The sequence below is a fragment of the Rossellomorea sp. NS-SX7 genome, assembly GCF_052828565.1.
Window position 1 is genome coordinate 724,163 of sequence record NZ_CM128249.1, and the last position, 18,716, is coordinate 742,878.

At 47.4% G+C, this 18,716-nt stretch carries 12 protein-coding genes; 9 read left to right on the top strand and 3 right to left on the bottom strand.

What is annotated here, in order from left to right:
- Positions 1-17 precede the first annotated feature (17 nt).
- The 5 genes from ACUXV2_RS03505 (at position 18) to ACUXV2_RS03525 (ending at position 8,557) form a co-directional block, all read left to right on the top strand.
- Positions 18-3,350: a GH36-type glycosyl hydrolase domain-containing protein gene (locus tag ACUXV2_RS03505; RefSeq protein ID WP_446245682.1), complete on the top strand. Its 3,333-nt coding sequence runs from the start codon at positions 18-20 to the stop codon at positions 3,348-3,350.
- Positions 3,351-3,463: 113 nt separating this feature from the next.
- Positions 3,464-3,973 carry a mismatch-specific DNA-glycosylase gene (locus ACUXV2_RS03510; protein WP_446245683.1) on the top strand — a complete coding sequence of 170 codons (510 nt, stop codon included), beginning with the start codon at positions 3,464-3,466 and terminating at the stop codon, positions 3,971-3,973.
- A 272-nt stretch (positions 3,974-4,245) separates the two neighbouring features.
- Complete coding sequence (locus ACUXV2_RS03515; RefSeq protein ID WP_446245684.1) at positions 4,246-5,616, top strand: DUF2254 domain-containing protein; 1,371 nt, start codon at positions 4,246-4,248, stop codon at positions 5,614-5,616.
- 206 nt (positions 5,617-5,822) lie between these two features.
- Positions 5,823-7,019, top strand: coding sequence for an iron-containing alcohol dehydrogenase (locus ACUXV2_RS03520; protein ID WP_446245685.1), 1,197 nt, complete (start codon positions 5,823-5,825; stop codon positions 7,017-7,019).
- Positions 7,020-7,099: 80 nt separating this feature from the next.
- Complete coding sequence (locus ACUXV2_RS03525) at positions 7,100-8,557, top strand: CoA-acylating methylmalonate-semialdehyde dehydrogenase (RefSeq protein ID WP_446245686.1); 1,458 nt, start codon at positions 7,100-7,102, stop codon at positions 8,555-8,557.
- A gap of 51 nt (positions 8,558-8,608) precedes the next feature.
- On the opposite strand, the gene ACUXV2_RS03530 is transcribed toward ACUXV2_RS03525, so the two are convergent.
- Complete coding sequence (locus tag ACUXV2_RS03530) at positions 8,609-9,124, bottom strand: hypothetical protein (protein ID WP_446245687.1); 516 nt, start codon at positions 9,122-9,124, stop codon at positions 8,609-8,611.
- Positions 9,125-9,650: 526 nt separating this feature from the next.
- Between ACUXV2_RS03530 and hflX the strand changes: the two genes are divergently transcribed.
- Positions 9,651-10,916: a GTPase HflX gene (gene hflX / locus ACUXV2_RS03535; RefSeq protein ID WP_446246995.1), complete on the top strand. Its 1,266-nt coding sequence runs from the start codon at positions 9,651-9,653 to the stop codon at positions 10,914-10,916.
- A 50-nt stretch (positions 10,917-10,966) separates the two neighbouring features.
- Here the strand turns inward: hflX and ACUXV2_RS03540 are convergent, their stop codons facing one another.
- Positions 10,967-11,347: a DUF2512 family protein gene (locus ACUXV2_RS03540; protein ID WP_446245688.1), complete on the bottom strand. Its 381-nt coding sequence runs from the start codon at positions 11,345-11,347 to the stop codon at positions 10,967-10,969.
- Between the two features lie 133 nt (positions 11,348-11,480).
- On the opposite strand from ACUXV2_RS03540, the gene ACUXV2_RS03545 reads away from it, so the two are divergent.
- Positions 11,481-12,260 (top strand): SDR family oxidoreductase, encoded by a 780-nt coding sequence (locus tag ACUXV2_RS03545; protein WP_446245689.1) that lies wholly within the window; start codon positions 11,481-11,483, stop codon positions 12,258-12,260.
- Between the two features lie 266 nt (positions 12,261-12,526).
- Here ACUXV2_RS03545 and ACUXV2_RS03550 read toward each other — a convergent pair whose 3' ends face one another.
- Positions 12,527-13,243, bottom strand: a complete 717-nt coding sequence (locus ACUXV2_RS03550; RefSeq protein ID WP_446245690.1) for a Crp/Fnr family transcriptional regulator — start codon at positions 13,241-13,243, stop codon at positions 12,527-12,529.
- A 261-nt stretch (positions 13,244-13,504) separates the two neighbouring features.
- Between ACUXV2_RS03550 and shc the strand changes: the two genes are divergently transcribed.
- Together shc and ACUXV2_RS03560 are read left to right on the top strand one after the other, a co-directional pair.
- Complete coding sequence (gene shc, locus ACUXV2_RS03555) at positions 13,505-15,376, top strand: squalene--hopene cyclase (protein ID WP_446245691.1); 1,872 nt, start codon at positions 13,505-13,507, stop codon at positions 15,374-15,376.
- Positions 15,377-15,633: 257 nt separating this feature from the next.
- The gene (locus ACUXV2_RS03560) at positions 15,634-18,702 is read left to right on the top strand and encodes a GNAT family N-acetyltransferase (RefSeq protein ID WP_446245692.1); all 3,069 of its coding nucleotides are present in this window, start codon (positions 15,634-15,636) and stop codon (positions 18,700-18,702) included.
- Positions 18,703-18,716 lie beyond the last annotated feature (14 nt).

The following is an 18,716-nucleotide window of genomic DNA, read 5'->3' on the forward strand; positions in this document are numbered from 1 at the left end:
GAATCGAGGGGAAAGAAATGAATTCAAACGTTGTACTGACATCAGGAGAACTGACATTTACCTTTTTACCACGCGGCGACTTGTTTGCTGTTACTCATAAGAGCATCATGATCAACGGACTGTTCACCAATCCGATCGATGGTTCATTGAATAATCTATTTCTGCGAATCCACGGGACGGACGGGATCAAGTACGTACCGATGGTCGGGATAAAATCTGATAGCAAAGTGGAGTGGGCTGAATCACAAGTCAAGTGGAGCGGTTCCTTCGAAGGCGTTTCTTATGAAGTCATCTTCACGTTGACTGAGAAAGGGGTCTGGTTCTGGGATATCGCGGTCAACGGGAAAGAGGTTGAAGTTGATGTGATTTACGGACAGGACCTGGGTCTTGCAGATAAAGGAGCAGTCCGCTCCAACGAAGCCTACATGTCCCAGTATGTCGATCATCGTGTTTTTGAAAGTAATGAGAAAGGCTATGTCGTCTGCTCCAGGCAAAATCAGCCGCAGTCAAGCGGTTTCCCTTATATGCAGCAGGGATCCCTGGGGAAAGCAGAAGGCTATTCCACTGACGGCTTCCAATTCTTCGGATTATCCTATAAAGAAAGTGATGAGCCGGAAATTTTAACAAAAGAGACGCTGGCGAATGATGTGTATCAGTATGAATTCGCCTACACCGCTCTCAAGTCCCCGAAGGTCGTACTGCATGGGGAAGAGCGCTTTACGTTCTATGGGGTGTTCAAAGAAAATCATGCGGAAGCAATCGAAGCGTTGGAATATCAAGAAGACATTGCAGCGGCATGGGAAGAAGCCCGCGGGATCGTTTCCACATTCAGAGGTTCTGCTGAAACCGTTCGCTTAAAACCTGAAATCGGCAGGCCGCTGAACACTCTTTCGATGACCGAAAGCGAAGTGGAGGAACTGTTTGCAGAACGTCATAATCTGGAGCGTGAAGGTGACCGTCTGCTATCGTTCTTCACGGATACGCATGAGCATGTTGTTCTGAAAGAGAAGGAATTGATGGTGGAAAGACCTCACGGGCATATTTTGATGTCGGGTGAAAACCACCGCCTGAAGGAAAACACAATCACGACCACTTCATTCATGTACGGATTATTCAACTCGCAGCTCGTTGTCGGGAATACTTCTTTTAATAAATTGATGACAAACCAGCGCAGCCATTTGAACGTCATGAAGACATCAGGTCAGCGCATTTATGTAGAGGTGGACGGTGAGTACCGCTTACTGACGATGCCTTCGATGTTCGAGCTTGGCTTCAATTATGCACGCTGGTACTACAAGACAGAAGACGATACGATCATTGTGACGAATTATACCGTGGTCGATTCACCTGAAGTGCAGTTGAATGTAAAATCAGAGAATGGCAACGCCTATCGTTATCTCGTGACGAACCAGGTGACGATGAATAACAATGAATATGAAAGAGGATTCCACTTGAAGCAGGAAGGTGACGTTCTTACCATCACTGCCGATCGGGAATCGGACAGCAGTTCCACGTTCCCTCATTTATGTTACCGGATGAAAGTCGACGGTGCGACGGTCGAGGTCGGCCGAGAAGAGAAGCTTGCAGAAAATGTAGAAGAAGGTTCAGCTTCCCTGGTCGTGCTGGATGTCACAGCTTCTGCGGAATGGAATCTGACCGTACAAGGGCTTTTGAACGGTGAAGAAATTGAGTTTTCAAACCGCGACGTAAATGAAGAGATCGAGAAATACCGCGATTACTATAGAGGGGTCATGAACAGATTTAAGCTTTCACAAGGGGAAGGAATACCTGCGGAGCTTGAGAAAGTAAATGCGCTTGCATGGTGGTATACACACAACATGCTAGTTCATTACTCCGTTCCTCATGGGCTTGAGCAATATGGCGGTGCTGCCTGGGGTACGCGTGATGTGTGCCAGGGACCGACTGAATACTTCATGGCAACCCAGAATTATGAGTCGGTGAAAGAAATCATCAAGACCGTCTACTCCCATCAATACGAAGATGACGGCAACTGGCCGCAATGGTTCATGTTCGATAAATACTTCAAGTTCCAGCAGGACGAAAGCCACGGGGATATCATCGTCTGGCCGCTGAAAGTGGTAAGCGATTATATTGCCGCAACGAATGATTATGGGATTTTACAGGAAGAAATCCCGTATACAGAACGTGACGGTTTTGGATTCACAGAGGAGAAAGAAACACTGCTTCACCACATCAAGAAGGAACTTTCCTACATCAAGGATAACTTCCTGCATGATACGTTCTTATCTTCTTATGGCGACGGGGATTGGGATGATACCCTGCAGCCTGCGAATGCCAACCTGAAAAAATACATGGCGAGCAGCTGGACGGTTGCATTGACCTATCAAGTGGTCGTGAAGCTGGCCTCTGTGCTCGATGGGGTCTTTGAAGAAGAAGCTCAGGAATTCCGTGCCCTCGCGGAAGGTGTCCAGCAGGATTTCAATAAGTATATCCTGCAAGATGAGGTCATCCCTGGATTTGTGTACATGGAAGAAGCGGGCAAACCGGAATTCATGGTACACCCGACCGATACGAAAACAGGGATCCATTACCGCCTGCTGCCGATGAACCGGAGCATCATTTCAGAACTGTTCACACCTGAACAGGCAGCTTCACATTATGAATTAGTGAAGGAGCACTTATACTGTCCGGATGGTGTCCGGTTGATGAACCGTCCCGCCAAGTATGAAGGGGGAGTCAGCACGCATTTCAAGCGTGCCGAACAGGCATCGAACTTCGGACGTGAAATCGGCCTGCAATACGTCCATGCCCACATCCGATACGTGGAAGCGATGGCGAAGCTCGGCTACACGGATGAAGTGTGGAAAGGCTTGGAGATCATTAATCCTGTCGGACTGAAAGATGCCGTGCCAAACGCAGAAAGACGCCAGAGCAATGCATATTTCAGCTCTTCTGACGGGAAATTCAATACTCGCTATGAAGCACAGGAACGATTCGGTGAACTGCGCGACGGTTCCGTGCCGGTCAAAGGCGGCTGGAGAATCTATTCAAGCGGGCCGGGAATCTATATGAATCAGCTGATTTCAAACGCTCTCGGTGTTCGCCAGGAAGGTGAGGACCTTGTGATTGATCCGGTTCTCCCGGATCATCTCGACGGCATGACATTCGACTTCATGATCAACCACCGTCCGGTCACATTTGTCTATCATCTAGGAAACGGAGATGGTACACATGTTTCCATAAATGGACAGAAAGCCGCTGGCGAAACCGTCTCCAACCGATACAGAAGCGGGGGAGTGCGAGTGAAAAAAGAAGAACTCGAGCAGCTCCTGAAAGAAGACAGCAACCAGATTGATATCTACATCTAATAGCGTCATCCGCATAAAGGCCTGCCCTGAAGTTGAGGGGCAGGCTTTTTGGATTTCACAAGCTCTTTCGATAAAATAGATAACAACAGTATTTAATGAAAGAAGGTGAGTATTTGAATTCAATCCCGGATCATTTGCAAGGAGGACTCCATATTGTTTTTATCGGGTTCAATCCGAGCATCATGTCAGGAGAAACAGGACACCATTACGCCAATCCCACGAACCGGTTCTGGAAGATCCTCGATCAATCGGGTGTAACGCCCCGTTTATACAGGGCTGAGGAAGATGGGGACCTGATCAAGCTCGGATACGGAATGACGAATATCGTAGCACGTCCAACGAAAGATGCTTCCGAAATAACGAAGGACGAGTATGAAGAGGGGAGAATCATCCTGAAAGAGAAGCTTGAAACATATAGACCCCGCACAGCCTGTTTTGTCGGAAAGGGTGTCTATCAGCAGTTTGCCAAGAAAAAGAAGGTTCCATGGGGATGGCAGGAAGAATCGGTAGTCGATGGAGTCCGTGACTTTGTTGCTCCGTCATCGAGCGGACTTGTAAGGATGAAGGTAGAAGAGATTGCAGATATTTATAAAAAATTACTGATTGAGGCAAGGCCTGTTTAGGTCTATCCTTTCATCAAGTATCGTTTGATTTAACCCCCAGGCTTCTACTGGGGGTTCTTTTTGTCTTCATATCAGGTGGAAAAGGCATCACGCCCCATATGGCAGGCCCGTCCCTCGTTACTTTAATGCGTAGAAGCGAAAGACATTCCGATTTTTTTACATTCGTTCCTCAATCTGTGTTTAAGACATTTCCCACAAGGGAAGAGGACGGGAAAGTTGAACATTTTCAGCTGGATACTTCAGATATACAGGGTGTGAAAGAGATGATCGACATGCTAAAAAAAATTCCATCGGCTGCGAAAAGATACGCAAGGATGACGAAGCGCGAGAAGTGGAATGAGTTGTATTCAAACTTATGGATGACACCCATGATATATGCGATGCTCTCCCTCTTACTGGTCTTCATCACCATTTGGACAGACTTGGAAATGAATATCTATCAAGAAATGCCTTCTTTCCTAAGAGTCGATTACGGACTGACAAAGACGATCTTAAGTACATTGACGGCAGGCATCTTATCGCTGACAACCTTTACTTTTTACGGGGTCCTCGGTGCACTATCCACCTTTTCAAGTCAGTTCTCCCCAAGGATCCTTAAGAATTTCATGATGAATAGAGTGACTCAGAGAACATTAGGGATTTTCAGCGGCAGCTTCCTTTATGTGCTGTTTTGCTTATTTTTCATCAACGAAGATACCGCTCAGGCATACAGTTTGATCCCGTCAACTGCCGTATTGACCGCTCTGCTTACGATCAGCACGTTCGCGGTTTTCATCAATCATATCGTCACCTGGCTGCAAGTGACCAATCTAACGGAGCAGATCAAGCTTGAATCATTGGATATCATCGAAAGCTCGCTCGTCAATGAACTGAAGCCCCATAAAGCAAAGAATCCCGATGATGTAAAAATGCAGGTGCCTGGCGTTGAAGGGAATACGCTTAAGGCCGAACAGTCAGGTTATCTGCAGAAGATTGACTTCGCCGAGCTGATCAGGAAAGCCACTGAAGATGACCTGATCATCCGCTTGGAGAACCGCATAGGCAGCTTCGTCTTCCGGGCGACTCCCCTGTTGACATACTGGAAACCGTCTCCTGACTTTGAAATGGACGAAGGCAGCTACTTGCACATGTTTCAGGTCGGTAAGAATCAGACCGAACTTCAGGACATCGAATTCAGCATCAACAAATTTGTGGAAATCGCGATCCGGGCGCTCGGGAATGATGATCCCAAAACTGCGACAAATATTATTTATCAAATCGGTGACCTGCTCATCCAACTATCGGAAATGGAAGTATTCTCACCTTACCTCACAGACCGGGACGGAAATCTGCGCGTCATCATTAAAAATTTGACGTATGCCGACTATCTCTACCGGGGTTTTGCATCGATCAGGCACTACGCGAAACAGGACGCTGTCATAACAGGTGAACTGTTAACCGTACTGAATGCGATCGCGCATGCAATCGATGAAAAAGACCACCAGCAGGTCTGGGATTTCACTCAGTACACGGCCACTGGCTTCGACCATGACCTCCTATATGACCTCGACATCAATCGATTCAACGATGTCCTGAGAGAAATTGCAGAAACGACCGGGAATATGGACAGTTTTGAAGAACTGATGAAGAAAATTGAAAAATGAGCACTTGCTAAAGGCCCGTCCCTCAGGCGTTATTGCATGACGGGGGACGGGCCGCTTATTTTCTGTTATACTATGAAATAGTTTAAATATTTTGATTTTTGGTGGAGGGTGTACATTCGAGAGGTTTGGACTACATAGAGACCCTATCTGTTTTGGCATGCTTTGATTTCGGGCAAGTGCATTAAAAGATAAAGGGGTGCAAGTCTGTGGAGGAGTTTGCATGTTTTCGTGTACCGCAATCCATTTTTTACGGTCGAAAGGCTTTTGCGAATGTCGGCAGGGAAGCAGCTGAGCGTGGAGGAAAAGCTCTGATCGTAAGTGATGGGATCATGGAGGAACTGGGATATGTCAGTGAGTGCCGTCAGTACCTGCAGGAACAAGAGGTGGCAAGTGCTGTTTATCTCGGTGTTCATTCTGAACCGACAGATCAATATGTCTCAGAATCACTGGAGATGCTTGAAAAAGAAGGGTGTGATCTAATCGTGTCCCTCGGTGGGGGAAGCTGCATCGATACAGCCAAGGCGATCGCCGTTCTGGCGTCGAATGGCGGATATATCGGGGAATTTATGGGCGGCCGGCGAATCGCCGATAAACCGCCGATTCCTCATATTGCCATACCGACAACGGCGGGAACGGGTTCGGAAGCGACCGATGTGACCGTCATCACAAACACAGCAAATGACGTAAAGATGATGATCAAGCAGCCGGCGTTTATGCCGGATGTCGCCATTGTCGACCCGCTCCTGACCATTTCCTCGCCGAAAAGTGTCACGGCTGCGACGGGAGTGGATGCGTTAAGCCATGCAGTGGAAGCGTATCTGTCGAAAAATTCCCATCCAATGACCGATACGGCTGCTCTTTCAGCCATGGGGCTGATTGCAGACAATCTGCTAACGGCATATCATGATGGCGGAAATTTGGATGCCCGTGAGGCGATGAGCCTTGCTGCCATGCAGGCTGGAATGGCATTCTCAAATGCTTCGGTCTGTCTGGTTCATGGGATGTCGAGGCCGATCGGGGCATTATTCCATGTGCCGCACGGATATTCGAATGCGATGCTGCTGCCGGCAGTGCTCGAATTCAGCAAAGAACACTGCATTGACCGCCTCGCTGATGTTGGCCGCATTTTTGAAAAGGAAAACAGTCATCTGTCGAATGAAGAATGTGCTGAAATCGCAGTAGCATCGATCAAAAAGCTTTGTATGCAGCTGAACATCCCAAATCTGAAGGGATGGGGGATCGATGAAGAGGCGTTCAGTAGTGCAGTAAGCAAGATGACGGAGGATGCCTTCATCAGCGGCAGCCCTGCCAACAACCCGCGGGTGCCGGCAAGGGCGGAATTGGAGGCTTTGTATCATGCCTGCTACGATTATCAGTTTGCGTCAGAGGAAAAGGTGAAATGATAGACAAGCAGTTTAGCAGAAACAAGGAAGATCGGGACCGATATTCAGCAGAAAACAACTCTTGAAAGGGGAATTCATTCATGGCGACTGCAACGACGAACACATTGAAAAACTTTATTAACGGGAAATGGGTGGATGCAAAAACCGAACTCTATCAATCTGTACCCAATCCAGCCACAGGTGAAGAACTGGCACAGGTTCCAATTTCATCGAAACAGGACGTGGATGACGCGGTCATTACGGCAAAAGAAGCGTTCCAATCCTGGAGCAGGACGCCTGTACCTAAACGGGCCCGCATTCTTTTCAAATATCAGCAGCTTCTTGTTGAAAATTGGGACGAACTCGCAAAACTGATCACGGAGGAAAACGGGAAAAGTTTCAAAGAAGCATATGGTGAGGTGCAGCGCGGAATCGAATGTGTCGAGTTTGCCGCTGGTGCACCGACCCTGATGATGGGGAAGCAGCTTCCGGATATCGCGACGAATATCGAATCGGGCATGTACCGTTATCCTGTCGGCGTGGTCGGAGGCATCACCCCATTCAACTTCCCGATGATGGTGCCTTGCTGGATGTTCCCGCTGGCGATTGCGTGCGGTAACACATTTGTCCTGAAGCCTTCAGAGCGGACGCCGCTTCTTGCCAACCGTCTGGCGGAGCTTTTCCAGGAAGCAGGTCTACCTGACGGCGTGCTGAACATTGTACATGGTGCGCATGATGTGGTAAACGGCCTTCTTGAGCATAAGGATGTTCCGGCGATTTCCTTCGTAGGCTCGCAGCCGGTGGCTGAGTATATTTATAGAACGGCTGCCGGGAACGGCAAACGCGTTCAGGCACTTGCCGGAGCGAAGAATCATTCCATCGTGATGCCGAATGCCGATCTTGACTCTGCCGTGAAAGAAATTATCGCCGCAGCATACGGCTCTGCCGGCGAACGCTGCATGGCCTGCTCCGTGGTTGTGGCGGTAGGTGACGTTGCGGATACCCTGATCAAGAAACTGAACGAACAGGCTGATGCCATCAAAATCGGCAACGGAATGGATGAAGATGTGTTCCTCGGACCGGTGATCCGTGATGATCATAAAAAGAAAACCGAAGGCTATATCGAGAGCGGGGTCGAAGAAGGAGCGACGCTGGTACGTGATGGCCGTAATGATGAAGCATACAAGGATAACGGCTACTTCATCGGCCCGACCATTTTTGACAATGTCACGTCTTCCATGAAAATCTGGAAGGATGAAATCTTCGCACCGGTCTTGTCCGTTGTGCGTGTGGAAACCCTTGAAGATGCCATCAAACTGACGAATGAATCAGACTTTGGAAACGGAGCGTGCCTGTTCACGAAAGACGGAAGTGATGTCCGCTATTTCCGAGAATTCATCGAGGTCGGCATGCTCGGCGTCAACATCGGCGTCCCTGCACCGATGGCATTCTTTCCATTCTCCGGGTGGAAAAACTCCTTCTACGGAGATCTTCACGCGAACGGACCGGATGGAGTCGAATTCTACACAAGACGTAAGATGCTCACTGCACGTTGGTAAAAAAAGAAGGTCAGCCTCCTATCCCGATATCGGGAAAAGAGGCTGACCTTGCTATTTGTCTAAACCCAGGTAAACCAAGATTGAAAACCACTTCACCACCACTTTAGGAAACATTGTTATCTTCCCATCTTGTGAAGTGAATTGCTGGCTTGCGGTAACAGGAACCTTGAATTCCTTGGAAAGTTCCTTTACAACTGTTTTCAAGGTAATCGTTTTGCCTTTGTGCCTTGCCACAATATCATATCCATATGATTCTTTAAGCTTAATCCATATATCTTTTTCCAGTCGGTATAGGTGATAATAATTTAATACGCATCCGGAGGTTTTCAGTTCAAATACAATATTATCCCCATCCGTACAATGAATCGCGCTTTCACAGAATGCACAATGAATCGTTCCCACCTGGCCATAACGGGAACCCAAATGCTCATATAGGTGAGGAAGCTGCCGGTCGCAATTCACACAATAAATAGGAGTGATGGTAACATCCAAAGAAGGACTCTCAGCGCCGTTGCGGACAATCAGATTGATTTTTCCTTCATCCCATTTCGCTTGCCTGATTCCCATCCCGTTCATCTCCTCATCACAGTATCTTCATCATTATATACTAGTTTTATAACGACGGGGGAAGGACCTTCAAAATGGTCTTCCCACCACCGGTATTCTGTGATAAGATATTCATAACTTACAAGAAATGGAGGTTTTCCCTTTGATCTTAATCAGACTTCGATTCCGCGCTATGAACAGATAATTGAATATGTTCGGAGGCTCTGTCTGTGTGCAGAGTAAATGGAATTGGTCTGCCTATTTTTAAGGGAAACTTCATTTGACGGTGAAGAAGAGGGGACGAAGGACTCTTCTTTTTTTATGTCTTAAAAATAGAACTGAATAGTGGACTGAGAGAGTACCCACGGTTTCATTCCGGGTGGGTATTCTGATAGTCAGCCGGCCCCATGCAAGAAAGGAACGCGGACCGCTGTTTTCTTATGAAAATAGTTCTTCACGTGACCGGCTGAGGGAACCATTTACACCAAAACACAGGCAGCTGCCTGTGTTTTTTCAATATTACTAGAATGGGAAGTGAATTTGTATGATGGAAGAAAGATTAAAAGCCATCGCCCTGGGCGTCAACACAAAGGAACAGGGAGAAGATTTTGAATACAGCATGCTTGAATTGAAGGGACTTGCGGAAGCCCGTCACATCGATGTCATGGCAGAAATGACGCAGAACCTGCCGAAGAGGAATCATGTGCACTACATCGGAAAAGGAAAAATCGATGAGCTTCTGCCTCTGATCGAAGAAATGGAAGCCGATGTACTCATCGCAAACGATGAGCTTTCTCCTTCCCAAATCAGGGTCCTCGAAGAAAAACTCGATATCCGGGTGATGGACCGGACCATGCTGATCCTCGATATTTTCGCGGAGCGCGCCAAAACAAGAGAAGCCCAGCTTCAAGTAGAAGTGGCCCAGCTCCAATACATGCTGCCGAGGCTTGTTGGAAGACGGGAATCACTCGGACGCCAGGGCGGGGGATCGGGTCTCAAGAACAGGGGTGCCGGTGAAACGAAGCTGGAGCTCGACCGCCGACGCATCGAAGACAATATCACGGCACTGAACAAAGAACTTGAAGCGCTTGTCGAGCTACGTAAAACACAGCGGAAACAACGGAAAAAAAGCGGTCTTCCGATCGTATCGCTTGTCGGCTACACGAACGCCGGCAAATCAACGACAATGAATGCATTGATTGAAACATTCAATCCCGGCGAAAACAAGCAGGTGTTTGAAAAAGATATGCTGTTTGCCACATTGGATACATCCGTCAGGAACATCACCCTCCCTGACAACAAGGCATTCCTCTTGACCGACACAGTCGGTTTCGTCAACAAGCTGCCTCATCACCTCGTGAAGGCATTCCGCTCGACGCTTGAGGAAGTTGCAGAAGCAGATCTCATCATCCACGTCGTCGATTATTCCGATCCCCATCATGAAACTTTGATGAAGGTCACGAACGAAACGCTAGACGATATCGGGGTCGGTGGCATCCCGCTGATCTATGCCTATAACAAAGCGGAACTGATCGATGAAGAGATGGTCGGCCACGCCGTGAATGACAGGATCTATCTATCTGCAAAACAACGAAAAGGCATTGATGAGCTGATCGCCGTCATCACTAGTCATATTTTTAAGGATTATAAGAAATGTGACATGCTCATCCCGTTCAGCGAGGGTCAGCTGATCTCCTATTTCAATGAGCATGCCAACGTGCTTCATACCGAATACGAAGAAAATGGTACGAAGCTGACCGTGGAATGCAGAAGTGCGGATTATGAGAAGTATCGGGAGTATGTGGTTCAGTAATACAGCTACAAAGAGAAAAGGACTTTGCAGTAAATTGTAAAGTCCTTTTTTTATGAATGATGGCTGGATTTCTTATTAGCAGCTCCCAGCTTTTTTCTTATGATGTAAAAGTGAAAGAAATATTCCCCCACTGCAATCATCAAAGCAGAAATGAGTGCGGCAGGTGCTGCTATTCCGCCATCCAATCCTTCAAACCAAATCACCACTGAAAGGACGAGTATAAATGTCAAGGCGAGTTCGGCCGCAGAGGTGGTTAGATTGCTTGTTTTATGTAAGATTGCCATGTCCCCGGCACCATAAGAAATCGCACCCAGTAGAACTGCTACGATGGCAATGCTTTCTGCAGAGATACGAAAACCTAAACCCATTACGAGTGACAGAACTGCCAGTGTCATGATGCCTTTTATGGTGAATGCCTTTGCATGGTTCATTTGAATCTCCTCCTTGGAGGGTGAAGTATTCTTTCAGAGCTTTGTTTGTTTTTCCCGCCTTGCTGAAAGATAAACAAATATAAATACAAACCAATTATTAATCTATCAACCAAACATTGGGGAGGGAATCAATATGACTACACTAAAAGGAAAAACAGCCATCGTAACCGGAGCGAGCCGTTCAAGCGGAATAGGGACTGCCATCTGTCTAGAGCTTGCCGATGCAGGGGCAGACATCTTCTTCACGCACTGGACACCATTCGATGAAACAGAGGGGAGCGGACAGGAGAAGGAGTGGCCGGAGATATTAAAAGAGAAATTGATCAAGGCGGGGGTCCGTGCCGCCCATATAGAAGCCGATCTTGAAGATGATCAAACACCCCTGAGGATTCTTTGTGCCGTTAAGGAATCTCTCGGTACGCCTGACATCCTGGTTAACAATGCAACATACTGTGCCCCTTCCAATTTCCGTTCCATGACCACAGCCATTCTTGATAAGCACTATAATGTGAACAACCGCGGTACACTCATGCTTTCACTGGAATTTGCCAAAGAATTCGAGAAGGCGAATCCGGAAGGGGGAGAAGGACGGATCATCCATATGGTATCCGGGGGACCGGATCCCGACAATCTTGCTTATATCGCGACCAAAGGTGCGCTGAAAGCCATTACGCCTCCGCTTGCCACCGGACTTGCACCGCTTGGCATCACCGTTAATGCTGTAGACCCAGGTCCGACCGACTCGGGATGGATTGACGAAGAACTGGCAAAAGCTTTCCTTCCAATGTTCCCGATGGGACGTCTTGGTCTACCTGAGGATGCTGCGAAATTAATCCGCTTCCTTGCAAGCGGTGAATCGCAATGGGTGACAGGACAAGTCATTGAATCCAATGGCGGGTTCTTAGGGAAATAAATAAAAGAAAGCCTGCCGAGAGATTTCAGCAGGCTTTCTTTATGGGGAAATGTCGAATATAGCCCGGGAAATATGTTGAGAAAGTGTGAGTTTTGTCGGTTGTTGAATGTTTTTTATTAATAATAGTTCATCAAAAAAAGGGACAAAAACCCAACAGATACTAACCCCTAAACTACGTGAAATTATTTAAATTGACTTTTCACCTAAAACTACGCACGAAAATTGACTTCTCACCCCAAAAGTACCCAATCTATCTAAAATTCACACTAATCAATATTACAAATCTCAATCGAACAATTTTCACAACCGATTTCTTCCCTCAGATACTCCAAATCAAGTATTATAATTTTCCCACCATCTGAAGAGTATTCAATGACCTTCTTCTTTTTTAAGTCGCTCAGCATCCTGTTAATGCTTTCCCTTGTCGCTGCACAGAATTTTGCCAGTTCCTGATTCGTCAGATGGATGTCGAGTAGGATGCCATTCTCCACTTTCACTCCGTACGAATTGGAGATGCGGATCAACGTGGAATAAAGAGCTCCTTTTTTGCCGTGCATGACCAAGTCCCTGATTTTTGATTGGTTCTTTCTCAGATGGGTGGAGATCCATTTCATAAATTCAAAGGTCAGCGGCGCATCGTTGATCAGTGCCTTTTCAAGGTTATCTCTCTGAATGGCCAAGACTTCCCCGTCTTGAATGGCGATGGCACTTAACATGTAAGTAGCGTCATCGGAGAAGAGAGTCAGTTCCCCGATATAGTCGTCCTTTTTGCAAATGCGCATATTTAATTCCTTGCCTTCGAGGCTCAGCTTGCTAATTTGAAATATCCCGGATCTGATCAGGAACAATTCATCCGCTTTTTCCCCTTCCTGAAACAAGAATGAGCCTTTTTTTACCGCACGCGGGGTTCCGATTGACTGTAACAGGTAAGATAAATCCTCTGATACTGAGGAAAGATCACTTTTTCTATTCATGATATCCATCGTTGCACCACCCCTTAAAAAGTTAATTTCGAATCCGAATAGATACTTGAGAAAACATGTATCTCATATGTGACTTTTCAGTTTAAACGTACCACTTTAGTAATGTGTTTACAACAAGATTTTGGGAGTGGATTCGGAGGATAGATTTCTAAGAGTTTAGAAACGTTACATGACGTACTTTCTCTCAAGCTACTAACCAGCCCAGTCGGAACATATACATATCAAAGATATCAAACAACCAAGACAGCGGGAGGCTTCAGTATGAAAGGGGTAATTGAAGAAACAGCCAATAAAATGGTGGAAGAGCTTCGCAGAAGGCAAAATCCTGACGGTACCTGGTCGTTTTGTTTCGAAAACAGTCTGATAACGGATGCTTACATGATCATCTTGATCAGATCATTATATTTGATGGAAGATAAGCTCGTTTTACAGTTGGTCAACAGGCTTTTGAACATGCAGACGGAAGAAGGGACATGGAAAGTGTTCGAGGATGAGCGGGAAGGGAACCTATCGGCCACGATCGAGGCATATTTTGCATTGAGATTCAGCGGCCTCCTTGATGAAAAGGATCCCCGTCTGAAGAAAGCGGAACAATTCATCAAGGATAAAGGGGGACTGGAGGAGGCTCACACTCTTACGAAGCTTATGCTTGCGGCCCATGGACAGTATGAATGGCGGTATCTGATGCCCGTTCCGATTGAAGTACTGCTTATACCAAGGTCTTTTCCGATCAGCTTTTGGGATTTCAGCAGTTACGCAAGGGGGCATATCGTTCCGTTTTTATTACTGAGGGATGGGCGGTATCATTTGAAGACTTCACGTACGCCAAACATCCGGCATCTTTTTCTGCATGGAAGCCGTGACCAGGACAGCGAGAGCCGCGTGTTTCTCCTGGAAACATTGAAGGAAGGGGTCAAAGGGCTTGCCGGTCTGCCGGATTCGATCCGTTCCCAGGCACGGCAATTCGCACATGAATATATGCTGAAGCGGATTGAGTCGGATGGCACGTACTTAAGTTATTTCACGACTACTTTCTTTATGATTTATGCGTTGAAATCGATCGGATATAAAGAAGACTCACCAGTCATAAGAAATGCCCTGCATGGGTTAAAGGCGATGATTTGCCAAACCGAGAACGGGCCTCATGTCCAAAATTCCCCTTCGCTTGTCTGGGACACCGCTTTGATCAGTGATGCACTTCAAGAGTCGGGTGCTGGCTTTGAAGAGGGAACAATCGAAAGGTCTGTCGGTTACCTGTTAAAGCACCAGCATTATAAATACGGGGATTGGGCAATCGAGATTCCGACCGTGGCTCCAGGGGGATGGGGATTTTCGGAAAGTAATTCGATCCACCCTGACGTGGATGATACGACTGCTGCCTTGCGTGCTATCACGTACTCCGCCAGTGAAAATCCTGACATCAGGCAGGCTTGGGACAGGGGAATCAAATGGGTACTGGGAATGCAGAATCGTGACGGGGGATGGCCCGCTTTTGAAAAAAATAAGACGAAAGGGATCCTAGCTTCTTTCCCGATGGACGGGGCAGAAGCGGCGGCGATCGATCCTTCTACGGCAGATCTGACGGGCAGGACACTTGAATTCCTCGGCAGCAGGGCGGGTCTGACAAAGGATCATCCAAAAATGAAAAGAGGCATTGGGTGGTTAAAGCTGAGCCAGGAAGAAGACGGTTCATGGGCAGGCAGATGGGGAGTTCATTATATTTACGGTACTTGGGCAGCTGTCACCGGGATGAAGGCTGCAGGGGTTCCGTCAACGGACAAAAGTATCATGATGGCAAAGCGGTGGCTCGAAGGCATTCAAAGACGTGACGGTGGATGGGGGGAGTCGTGCTACAGTGATCAAAAAAACAAGTATGTCCCGCTTTCCTTCAGTACAGCCTCTCAGACAGCCTGGGCACTCGATGCTCTCATCAGTATATCCGACCGGCCGGACGATGCCATTGAAATAGGGATGAAAAAGCTTCTGGATCTCATCAACAATGATCAGCCTTCCCTGGCAGATGCCTACCCGACAGGTGCGGGCCTTAAGGGAAAGTTCTATATCCACTACCACAGCTACAAATGGATCTGGCCGCTTCTGACGATGAGCCACTACCTGAACAAATACGAATGAGGAAGCGCTTCAAATCGCTAAAGGACTTTCCCTTACTGCACTACCGTATGTAAAGCCCGTCCATCATCACGGCAGTGGAGTAAAGAGTTAGAATATTCTTTACTTATAAGTCATAACATCTTAAACTGTGGGTGGGAAGTAATTTTTTCCAAAATAAAAAAGGAGGAGATCAAGATGATTAAAATTTTCGATGGAGTTGCGAATGCAGGAAAAAAGTGTGAGGTTCGACATATTAAAACGTAGCGCAGGAGGATGTTATGAAAACAACGTTGGAAAAAGTAAGAATAGTAGAATATCATGAAGGACTTGCGAAAGGGATCGCGAAGATGTGGAACGAAAGCCGGGATAGCTGGGGCGGAGATTCCACTGTAACGACAGAGCAGGACGTCATAGACAAAGAGGGGAACTCTACGAATCTGCATTTATATCTGGCTATGATCGATGAAGAAGTGGTCGGGTACTGCGGTTTATCACAATACCGTGAAGATGAAGGAGCGCTGTATATCCCGCTCTTGAATGTCCACCCGAACTATCACGGTTTAAAAATCGGGAAGCAGCTTGTCCTGAAAGCCCTCGAAAAAACGATCGAACTGGGATGGCCCCGTCTCGACTTATTTACGTGGCCGGGCAACACCAAAGCTGTTCCTCTTTATAAAAAGTGTGGATTCTTCTGGGAAGATCGGGATGACACCACTCATTTGATGAACTTCATCCCGTCTGTATTACAAATCGACTGGCTGAAGCCGTTCTTTGAAAAACATGACTGGTATACGTCGAGCCAGCGTGTCATTGAAGTAAAGCCGGACGGGATCAAGGATAGTGAGCACACTTATTATGAATACAAATGGGAAGCAGGCGACGAGTTTGTCCGCGTCCAATTTGAACGGACAGGACGGGGAATCCGCCTGATTGAAACACAGGATCTGCTTGTAGAAATGAAACTGCCGGATTTTAAGCTTCTTGAAAAAGAAGAGCACACTGCCGCCTATCGTGTCGTGAATAAAACGGGTGCACCGGTCGAGGTGTCGCTGTGGGGCATGTCAACGGAAGTCGTGAATCATAGTTTCATAGGGAAGGAAACGGTGGGAGACGAGTGGACGGGTGAATATCCTGCGGTCCTCACTCTGCCTGAACGGGAGCCAAGCCCATGGAAAACACATCCGGTGGTGTCGGCAAACATCGAGGTCGACGGCAGGTTATTCCCTCTTAAAATGGGTGTCTTTCCAAAGCAGGCAGGTAAGCTGCATTTACGCGCCGTAAAAAAATGCTGGCTGCCGAACCAAAAAGCGATTCTTTATTTAGATATCGAAAGCCAGCTTAAAGATGATGCATTATGGACGATCAAGCTGCCTCGAAGCAAGGTTGTCAAATGGGAACAATCAGAAGTGACAGCTGAATTAAAAGGGAAACGCAGGGTTTCCGTGCCGATGAAGGCTGAGCTACTTAAAAATGGTTTTTATACTGAAGACGTCACGGTCGAAGTCAAGAAACAGGACGGAGAATGCTTCGAATTCCAATCAACGCTTACTCTAGCATTCCCGGGACTCGGCGCAAGGTTCGGAGGGGAAACCGAGGAGCACTGGGCAGCGTATAACGGCCCTTATTTTGTCGAGATTGAAAAGAGAAATCATTTCGTCAAGATCGGTTCACTGCATTCCAAACAAAACCCTGTGACACTTTTTACACCAAAACTGGGTAAGCCATTCAGCGAAGAGTTCTCAAAGAAAGAAGCAGCGTCGGTCGAGTATATTGAAACCCCCGAGGCCTTTGTTGTGAAGACCACTTTGGAATCGGAAGCTTTTTCATCGGTGATCCTGAATACGTACATGAAGATATATGGATCCGGAATCGTGGAAATCAAACATGAAGTCGTGAATAAATCCGACGAAACGAAAGAACGGCTCTATCTCATCCAGCCGCTGCCGATTGAATTCAAAGGGATGGCCATCCCGCAAAAAGAGGGAGTGGTCGTGGGTGATGAGGCTATGATGCCGTTCATGGATTATATCCGTGATAAGGAAATGTCAGAACGCTGGCTGTTCACCTCAGCTGCGAATGGGGAAACGAAGGGTATTGCTTGGCCTGAAGAGGCGCTGGGGAGAAAAAATGACTGGCATTTTGCGATTGAGTATAAAATCGACCATGTCCCATCTCAGGAGGAAGTATGCCTTGGTCCGATTCAGGTAGGAATCAATGCATCCCCATCCTGGAAAGAGTGGAGAGCATTCGTCCTCGGGGGAGAGTCCGGGGGCATGGAAGAGTGCCCGCTTTATTCCCTCGAAGCGTCTGATGGGAATCTGATTTCATCAGCCGGCCAGAAAGTGAGCTATTCATTCCGTTCCATGCTTACTCCATATCTGGAAGGGAAACTGACTTTTGAGAGTGAAGAACAAACGGTGACGAAAAAGGATGAAGTGACAGAAGTGAATGCAGAACTGCGTCACCGGACACCTGGGGTGAAGCGCTTAAGGGGTCAATTTCAATCACGAGGACAACGGGCATCACTCGAAACCGCTGCCCTGGTAACAGGAGATAAAGAAATCGGAATTGTCGAGAACGGTGATGGATGGACTGTAGACAATGGTGTGTTTGCCTTTAAGGCTGCTGCGGGCTATTATCCTGGAATCTATTCATTGGTTTATAAAAATAAAGAATTCCTTCACCATCAATATCCTGAACCGGGACCGAAAGCCTGGTGGAATCCATGGGGTGGAGGGGTGCGTTATACCTTCATGAATGTCAGTCCCTACTCGATGCTGAAGGAACCGACAACCGTTGAGCCTGTCACAAAGCAGGATGAGCACGGAAACAGCTGGAGCGGGCTTTCCATCACAACGGTATTCAAAGAGCATGAAACGATGAAGGGTGTCACACTCCGTCAATATGCCCTGACCCTTCCTGAAGTACCCGTTCTTGCCTTCTATTGCGAAATAGAGCAGGATTCCGGGCGTACGTTTACGGGAGAGTCACTGGACCTTGAGGCATTTTTCAAGCCGTGTGAAGCATTATCCTCCTGCTATGTGAAGCTGCCGACCCAAGGGAAATTCGATACGTATTATGCAGGAGTGGAAGAGTTTCTCCTTGGCGGCAGTCCATTCATCCACGCAGGTTCAGATGAACGGAAAGAAATGGCCATGCTCGTCTACCCTGATTCTTCAAAAATGACCGAGGTGTATATCAACCAGGAAGTGCTTGTAGCTGCCTCTTCTGAGGAATGGTCAGCTGCTTCAGGGGAATTTCTGAAGATCAAGCCGACCTTGATCGTCCTTGGTGAGGAAGACCTGTCCGGGTCATATAAGCAATTGAGAAAAATTTCATTCAAGTAACGGGGGTGCCCGCG